This is a genomic window from uncultured Abyssibacter sp. (genome assembly GCF_964000955.1).
Lineage (GTDB): Bacteria > Pseudomonadota > Gammaproteobacteria > Nevskiales > OUC007 > Abyssibacter.
This window is the reverse complement of sequence record NZ_CAXFCL010000248.1, coordinates 1-7,209: the sequence shown is the minus strand read 5'-3', so window position 1 is coordinate 7,209 and position 7,209 is coordinate 1. Positions and strand designations below refer to the sequence as shown.

Annotated in this window: 5 protein-coding genes; 2 read left to right on the top strand and 3 right to left on the bottom strand. The window is 65.7% G+C overall.

Annotated elements, in window-relative coordinates:
* Positions 1-1,415: bifunctional diguanylate cyclase/phosphodiesterase (locus tag ABNS06_RS12170; RefSeq protein ID WP_348674869.1), on the top strand; the 1,415-nt coding region annotated here is incomplete at its 5' end.
* A gap of 30 nt (positions 1,416-1,445) precedes the next feature.
* On the opposite strand, the gene htpX is transcribed toward ABNS06_RS12170, so the two are convergent.
* The 3 genes from htpX to parE form a co-directional block, all read right to left on the bottom strand.
* Positions 1,446-2,339: a protease HtpX gene (gene htpX, locus ABNS06_RS12165; RefSeq protein ID WP_348674868.1), complete on the bottom strand. Its 894-nt coding sequence runs from the start codon at positions 2,337-2,339 to the stop codon at positions 1,446-1,448.
* Between the two features lie 74 nt (positions 2,340-2,413).
* A complete protein-coding gene (parC, locus tag ABNS06_RS12160) occupies positions 2,414-4,642 on the bottom strand; it encodes a DNA topoisomerase IV subunit A (RefSeq protein ID WP_348674867.1) in 2,229 nt (742 codons plus the stop codon).
* 57 nt (positions 4,643-4,699) lie between these two features.
* Positions 4,700-6,598, bottom strand: a complete 1,899-nt coding sequence (parE, locus tag ABNS06_RS12155) for a DNA topoisomerase IV subunit B (RefSeq protein WP_348674866.1) — start codon at positions 6,596-6,598, stop codon at positions 4,700-4,702.
* Positions 6,599-7,032: 434 nt separating this feature from the next.
* On the opposite strand from parE, the gene xseB reads away from it, so the two are divergent.
* Positions 7,033-7,209 (top strand): exodeoxyribonuclease VII small subunit (gene xseB, locus ABNS06_RS12150; protein WP_348674870.1); only part of this gene is annotated, 177 nt, incomplete at its 3' end.

Below are 7,209 nucleotides of genomic sequence, written 5' to 3'. Positions count from 1 at the left end.
CGCCAAATGCGGAGATCGAGACCGAGATCCGCCTGCTCGGCCGGGACGGCGTCACCCCTCCGGTCCAGCTCGGCGTCATCGCGAAAACGGTCGACGACGAATTCATCACCGAATGCGTGATCCGGCAGGGCGCGCTGGACAAGGCGTTTTCGCCGGGCAGCCGGCTGGACCTGTTCAAGCGCCTGTCCGCGCTGACGCCATCGGCGGACGACAACATCCAGGCACTGGTACTGATTTACGTCGACCAGTTCGACGCGCTGGAGGAGCGCATCGGCTATCTGGATTCCGACCAGGTACTGCAACGCCTGTTCGACATGCTCGCACCGGTTCAGCAGCCGGGAGACCGCGTGTTCCGCTTTTCCATGTCGGAACTGATGCTGCTGGTGCGTCGTCCCTCCGCCGACGACATTCGCGCCTTCGCCGACCGGCTGCTGGAAGTGGTCGAGCAGGCCACATTCACGACGGCCGAACACGAGACCGCGATCACCGCCACCATCGCGTCCTATCCGCTGTCGGGCGAGGAACGCCCGCAGACGCTGATCCGCGACATGCGTCGCAACGCCTCGCAGGTGTCCCGGCGCGGCGGCAATGTCAGCATCTTCATGGGACCGACCGCGGAGGCCTCGGAGCGCAAGCGCGTGGCCGACCAGCAGGCGCAGCGGATCCGCGAGGCGCTGGAAACCGATCAGCTACGACTGGTGTTCCAGCCCATCGCGAGCCTGGAGGGCGAGCCGGGCAACCTGCTCGATACGCATATCCGCATGCTCACGCCCGACGGCGGCGAGCTGATGGCAATGGATTTCCTGCCGGTCGCGATCGAATACGACCTGATGCCGGATATCGACGCCTGGGTCATGGAGCAGGCGGTACGCACGCTGGCTTCGCCGGACAACGCCGCGGGCCTGCATCCCACGCTGTTTGTCCGACTGTCCAACCAGACCCTGGCGGAACCGCAACGCGTCATCCAGACCTGGCGTGAAGCCATCGACAACGACCGTTGCAAGCCCGAGCAAATCGTCTTCGAGATCGGCGAGAGCCAGATCCACGACCACCGCGCCAAGTTCGCCGCACTGGCGGACCAGATCGAGGCCGGCGGTGGACGCCTGGCCATCGACCGGTTCGGCAACAAGCGCGCGTCGCTAAGCCTGCTCACGGCACTGAACCCGCAGTTCATCAAGCTGGATCCGGCGTTCACGCGTTCGCTGGAGTCCTCCGATGCTGAGGTCAAGCGTCAGTTCGCCGAACTGATCGAGACGGCGCAGTCACAGGGCATCCGCACGATTGCCGAGCACGTCGAGGATGCCAATTCGATGGCCCAGCTCTGGCAGCTGGGCATCAACTACGTGCAGGGCAACCACGTCCAGTCGACCATCGCCTCCGAGGAATCCCTCGCGGACGCGATCTCGCTGGTCTGAGCCACCCGGGATTCCGCCGGGCTCGAACCTTCAGCGGTCCGCCGCCTCCAGCGCGCGAATCCGCTCCCCCAGCGGAGGATGCGTCATGAACAGGTGCCGCAGCCCCTGCCCCACGCCGCCGGCGATGCCGAACGCACTGAACTGCTCGGGCAGCGGCTCCGGCTGACCACCCTGCAGGCGACGCAGCGCGGCGATCATCTTGCGGCGACCCGCCAGATGCGCACCGGCGGCGTCAGCCCGGAACTCGCGCTGGCGCGAGAACCAGCAGACGACAATCGACGCGAGCACGCCGAAGAGAATCTCGAACACGATCCAGGAGATGAAATAGCCCGGCCCGCGGCCATCCTGGTTTCGAAACACGACCCGATCGACGAAAAAGGCCGCCAGACGCGCCAGGAAGATCACGAAAGTGTTCACGACACCCTGAATCAGGGTCAGCGTCACCATGTCGCCGTTGGCCACGTGGCCGATCTCGTGGCCCAGCACAGCCTCGACCTCGTCGGCCGTCATGTTCTGCAGCAAACCGGTGGAGACCGCGACCAGCGCATTGTTCTTCGACGCGCCAGTCGCAAAGGCATTCGGAGACGGCGACTGGAAGATCGCCACCTCGGGCATCCCGATGCCGGCCTGACGAGCCAGACGCTGCACCGTCTGCATCAGCCAGGCTTCCTGGGAATTGGACGGCCGTTCGATGACCTGAGCGCCCATGGACCGCTTGGCCATCCACTTGCTCATCGCCAGCGAGATGAACGCGCCGCCGAAGCCGAACACGGCCGCCAGCAGCAAGGTCCCGGCGTAATTGAACTGCCCGCCCGTACTCTGGGCGAGATCAACCCCGAAGACCGCGCTCAACACGAACAGCACGGCGGTGAGCACCACCATGATGGCGATGTTGGTCGCGAGAAACAGCACGATTCGCTTCATTGACGTTCAAGCCTTTTGTCGAGTCCGAAGGGAGAGACCATCCGCAATGGAATATGTGCCCGTCCGGGCGCGAATCAAGCGTCGACGGCGACGACCCGCTGCACGCGCTGGAACCCCCGGGGCAGCATCGCGCCGCGCTGGGCACGCTTGCCCTGGTAGGTGGCCTCGATGTCGGCCACCTTCAGACCGATATGGCGCTGCCCGCTCTCCAGACGCAGCTGCTGCCCCGGACCCAGCGCCGCCCAGCCAACCACGGTCTCGCCGGCCTTGAGAGTCATCAGCTTGTTGCCCTTGCCCCGTGCCAGTTCCGGCAGCTCGTCCAGCGGGAACGCCAGCATCCGGCCGCCGGAGGAAACCACGCAAATCCACGCGGCATCGGCTCCGAACGGCACCGGCGCCAGCACCGAGCCACCCTTGGGCACGGTCAGCACGGCCTTGCCGCTCTTGTTGCGGCTGACCAGTTCGGACACCCGGGTCGCAAACCCGTAGCCGGCCGACGAGCCCAGCAACACGCGCTGCTCCGGGTCACCAATCACCAGCCCAACGAACCGCGCGCCTGGCGGCGGATTGAGCTTGCCTGACAGCGGCTCGCCCTGCCCGCGTGCCGACGGCAGCTTGTGCGCCGCGATCTGGTAGGAGCGTCCGGTGGAATCCAGCACCACCAGAGGCTGGTTGCTGCGCCCCGGCGCGTCGCAGAGATAGCCGTCGCCGGCCTTGTAACTGAGCGTATCCGCCTCGACGGCGTGGCCCTTGGCGGCGCGAATCCAGCCCAGTTCCGACAACACGACGGTGATCGGCTCGGCCGGCAGCAGGTCGGTTTCCGACAGCGCCTGGGCCTGCGGGCGCTCGGCCAGCGCGCAGCGGCGGTCGTCGCCGTATTTCTCCGCGTCCTCGGCCAGCTCCTTGCGGATCAGCGAGGTCATCTTCGCCTCGGAGCCAAGCACGCCGGTCAGCCAGTCACGCTCCTTTGCCAGCTCGTCCTGCTCCCCGCGAATCTTCATCTCCTCCAGCCGCATCAGGTGACGCAGCCGCAGGTTCAGAATGGCCTCGGCCTGGATGTCGCTGATGCCGAAGCGCTCCATCATCACCGGCTTGGGCTCTTCTTCCGTGCGGATGATGCGGATCACCTCGTCGATGTTGAGGTAGGCGATCAACAGGCCTTCGAGGATGTGCAGTCGATCCTCGACCTTGGCCAGACGATGTTCCAGCCGGCGGCGCACCGTCTGGCGGCGGAACACCAGCCACTCACCCAGAATCTCGACCAGACCGCGCACCCGCGGGCGCCCGTCCAGGCCGATCATGTTCAGGTTGACGCGGATGGTCTTTTCCAGATCCGTGGTCGCGCACAGATGGGCGATCAGGGCGTCGATGTCGACGCGATTGGAGCGCGGCGAGATCACCAGCCGACACGGCGACTCGTGATCGGACTCGTCACGCAGATCGTCGACCATCGGCAGCTTCTTCGCCCGCATCTGCGCGGCGATCTGCTCGAGGATCTTGGCGCCGGAAACCTGGTGCGGCAATGCGACCACCACCAGGTCCTGGCCGTCACGCTCGAACACGGCGCGCACCCGGACCTGCCCCGTACCGGATTCGTAGATGGCCCGCAGCTCGTCGGTGCTGGACACGATCTCGCAGCCGGTGGGGAAATCCGGCGCCGGCACATGCGCCATCAGCTCATCGAGCCCGGCCCGGGGCTTGTCCAGCAGGTGACGCGCCGCGGCCACGACCTCCCGCAAGTTGTGCGGAGGAATGTCCGTGGCCATGCCCACCGCGATGCCGGTGCCGCCGTTGAGCAGCACGTTGGGCAGGCGCGCCGGCAGGATCTTCGGCTCGGTCAGCGTCCCGTCGAAATTGGGCACCCAGTCCACCGTGCCCTGGGCGATCTCGGCCAGCAGCGTCGCCGCGTACGGCGCCAGCCGCGATTCGGTGTAGCGCATCGCGGCGAAGGACTTGGGATCATCCGGCGAGCCCCAGTTACCCTGCCCGTCCACGATCGGATACCGGTAGGTGAACGGCTGGGCCATGATCACCATGGCCTCGTAGCAGGCGCTGTCGCCGTGCGGATGGAACTTGCCGATCACGTCGCCGACGGTGCGCGCCGACTTCTTGTGCTTCGACGTCGCGCTCAGCCCCAGCTCGCTCATCGCGTAGGTGATGCGGCGCTGAACCGGTTTCAGGCCATCGCCGATATGCGGCAGCGCCCGGTCGAGCACCACGTACATCGAGTAGTCGAGATAGGCCTTTTCGGCGAAGGTGCGGATCGGGAGGTATTCGCCCTCGATCGTGGTTTCGTCAGTCATCGTGCGATCCCGTCAATGCAGGGAGATAGAGGTGGCGGCCGATCCCGGTACGGGACATCAGCCCACCGGTTCGGCGCGGTCGCCTTCGGCTTCCAGCCAGCCACGGCGGTCGGATGCCCGTTTCTTGGCGAGCAGCATGTCGAACAGGGCATCGGCGTCGGCCGCCTCGACACGCAGTTGCACCAGACGCCGCGTATCCGGCGCCATGGTGGTCTCGCGCAGCTGCGGCGGGTTCATCTCGCCCAGGCCCTTGAAGCGCGTGACCGAGACCTTGCCCTTGATGCCCTCGGCGTCGATGCGATCGAGAATGCCGTCGCGCTCGGCCTCGTCCAGTGCGTATTCGACCTGCTTGCCGATATCCACGCGGAACAGCGGAGGCATGGCGACATACACATGCCCCTGCTCCACCAGCGGTCGGAAGTGCTTGAGAAACAGCGCACAAAGCAGCGTGGCGATATGCAGGCCATCGGAGTCGGCATCGGCCAGGATGCAGACCTTGCCGTAACGCAGCCCGGTCAGATCCGCCTGCCCCGGGGAAATGCCGATGGCCACGGAAATGTCGTGAATCTCCTGGGAACCCAGTATCTCGCCGGTGTCGACTTCCCAGGTGTTCATGATCTTGCCCCGCAGCGGCATGATCGCCTGCGTGGTCCGATCACGCGCCTGCTTGGCCGAACCACCGGCGGAATCGCCCTCGACCAGGAACAGTTCGGTTTGCGCAGGATCGTCGATTACGCAATCGGCCAGCTTGCCCGGCAGCGCCGGCCCGGACACGACCTTCTTGCGCACGACCTTCTTCGCCGCCCGCGTGCGTCGCTGCGCCGTGGAGATGATCCACTGCGCCAGCGCCTCGCCATCCTGGTGATGCTGGTTCAGCCACAGGCTGAACGCGTCCTTGACCACGCCGGAGACGAAAGCCGCGCACTCACGGGAGCTGAGGCGTTCCTTGGTCTGCCCGGCGAACTGCGGATCCTGCATCTTCACCGAAATGACGTGCGCGCAGCCGTTCCAGACGTCGTCCGGCGTGATGCGCAGCCCCCGCGGCAGCAGATTGCGAAATTCGCAGAACTCGCGCATCGCCTCGGTCAGCCCGGTACGCAAACCGTTGACGTGCGTGCCTCCCTGCGGGGTCGGCACCAGGTTGACGTAGCTTTCCGCAACGACGGTCGCGTCACTGTCCTCATCCACCACCCAGGCCACGGCCCAGTCCACCCCCTCGCGCTCGCTGGCGAAGTGGCCGACGAAGGCCTGCTCCGGCACCCGATCCGCCGGCCCGACGGCCTCGTCCAGGTACTCGGCCAGCCCGTCCGCGTAGCACCAGACGTCCGGCTCCTCGGCACCCGGATAGCGGAACACGACGCGCAGCCCCGGACACAGCACGGCCTTGGCGCGCAGCACGTGACGCAACCGCGGAATGGAGAATTTGGCCGAATCGAAGAAGCTGGCGTCCGGCCAGAACCGCAGCCGCGTGCCGGTGTTGCGCTTGCCCACCGACTCCACCGCTTCCAGCGGCCCGACCAGCACGCCACCGGCGTAGGCCGACATCCAGCGCTGACCATCGCGCTTGATGTCCACCTCGAGCCGGGTCGACAGTGCGTTGACGACGGACACGCCGACGCCATGCAGACCGCCGGAGAACTGGTAGTTCTTGTTGGAGAACTTGCCGCCCGCGTGCAGCCGCGTGAGGATCAGCTCGACCCCTGGCACGCCGTGTTCGGGGTGGATGTCCACCGGCATGCCGCGGCCATCGTCCTCGACCTGCAGCGAGCCATCGTCGAACACGGTCACCTGGATTTCCGAGGCGTGGCCGGCCAGCGCCTCGTCGACGCTGTTGTCGATCACCTCCTGCGCCAGGTGATTGGGACGTTGGGTGTCGGTGAACATGCCCGGCCGTTTCCGGACGGGCTCCAGGCCGCTCAGCACCTCGATCGAGGTGGCGTCGTAACTGCTTGTCATGGTTGATTTGTTGAAGGAAACACTGATTGATTCGCACCGCCAAGTTGCTGCCTGAAATTGGGCCAGGCAAGGCGCGAGAAGCGAAGTTTGGTCATTCCAAATGAACGACGAGCAACGCCGCATGGCCCAATTTCAGGCGCAATCCGCACGGAACAGGCCGGTCTTCCCGCAATCCCACGTTGTCGTTCGCTCATTTGGAATGACCAAATCGCACTCTCTCCGCCTCGGTTTTGCAGGAAGACCGGCTCCGTCTTGGTGGCGCGAATCAATCAGTGTTTCCTTTTGAGCGGCGAAACACCGCGTGCGGGCAACGTAATCGACGCCAACGAAGCAATCAAGCATGCACGACGGGCAGGTTCCGCAAGCCCGCCGGAAACGACCCGATCCGATCGAATCCAGTACACTTGCGCCTCCCGCAACGCCTGATCGTATCCATGCCGCAGCCCGACGAATCCCAGCCTCCGAGCATCTCGCTGGCCGAGTTCGAATCCGCCGTGGCCGAGCTGGAGGGCATCGTGACGGCCATGGAATCCGGCGAGCTCAGCCTGGAACAGTCGCTGCAACGCTTCGAGCGCGGCGTCACGCTGGTCAAGGCCTGTCAGGAGGCGGTG

Bases quoted from the DNA above. Each gene is read 5' to 3' on its own strand.
- htpX (WP_348674868.1), bottom strand. From the start codon at position 2,339: ATGAAGCGAATCGTGCTGTTTCTCGCGACCAACATCGCCATCATGGTG.
- parE (WP_348674866.1), bottom strand. From the start codon at position 6,598: ATGACAAGCAGTTACGACGCCACCTCGATCGAGGTGCTGAGCGGCCTG.
- parC (WP_348674867.1), bottom strand. From the start codon at position 4,642: ATGACTGACGAAACCACGATCGAGGGCGAATACCTCCCGATCCGCACC.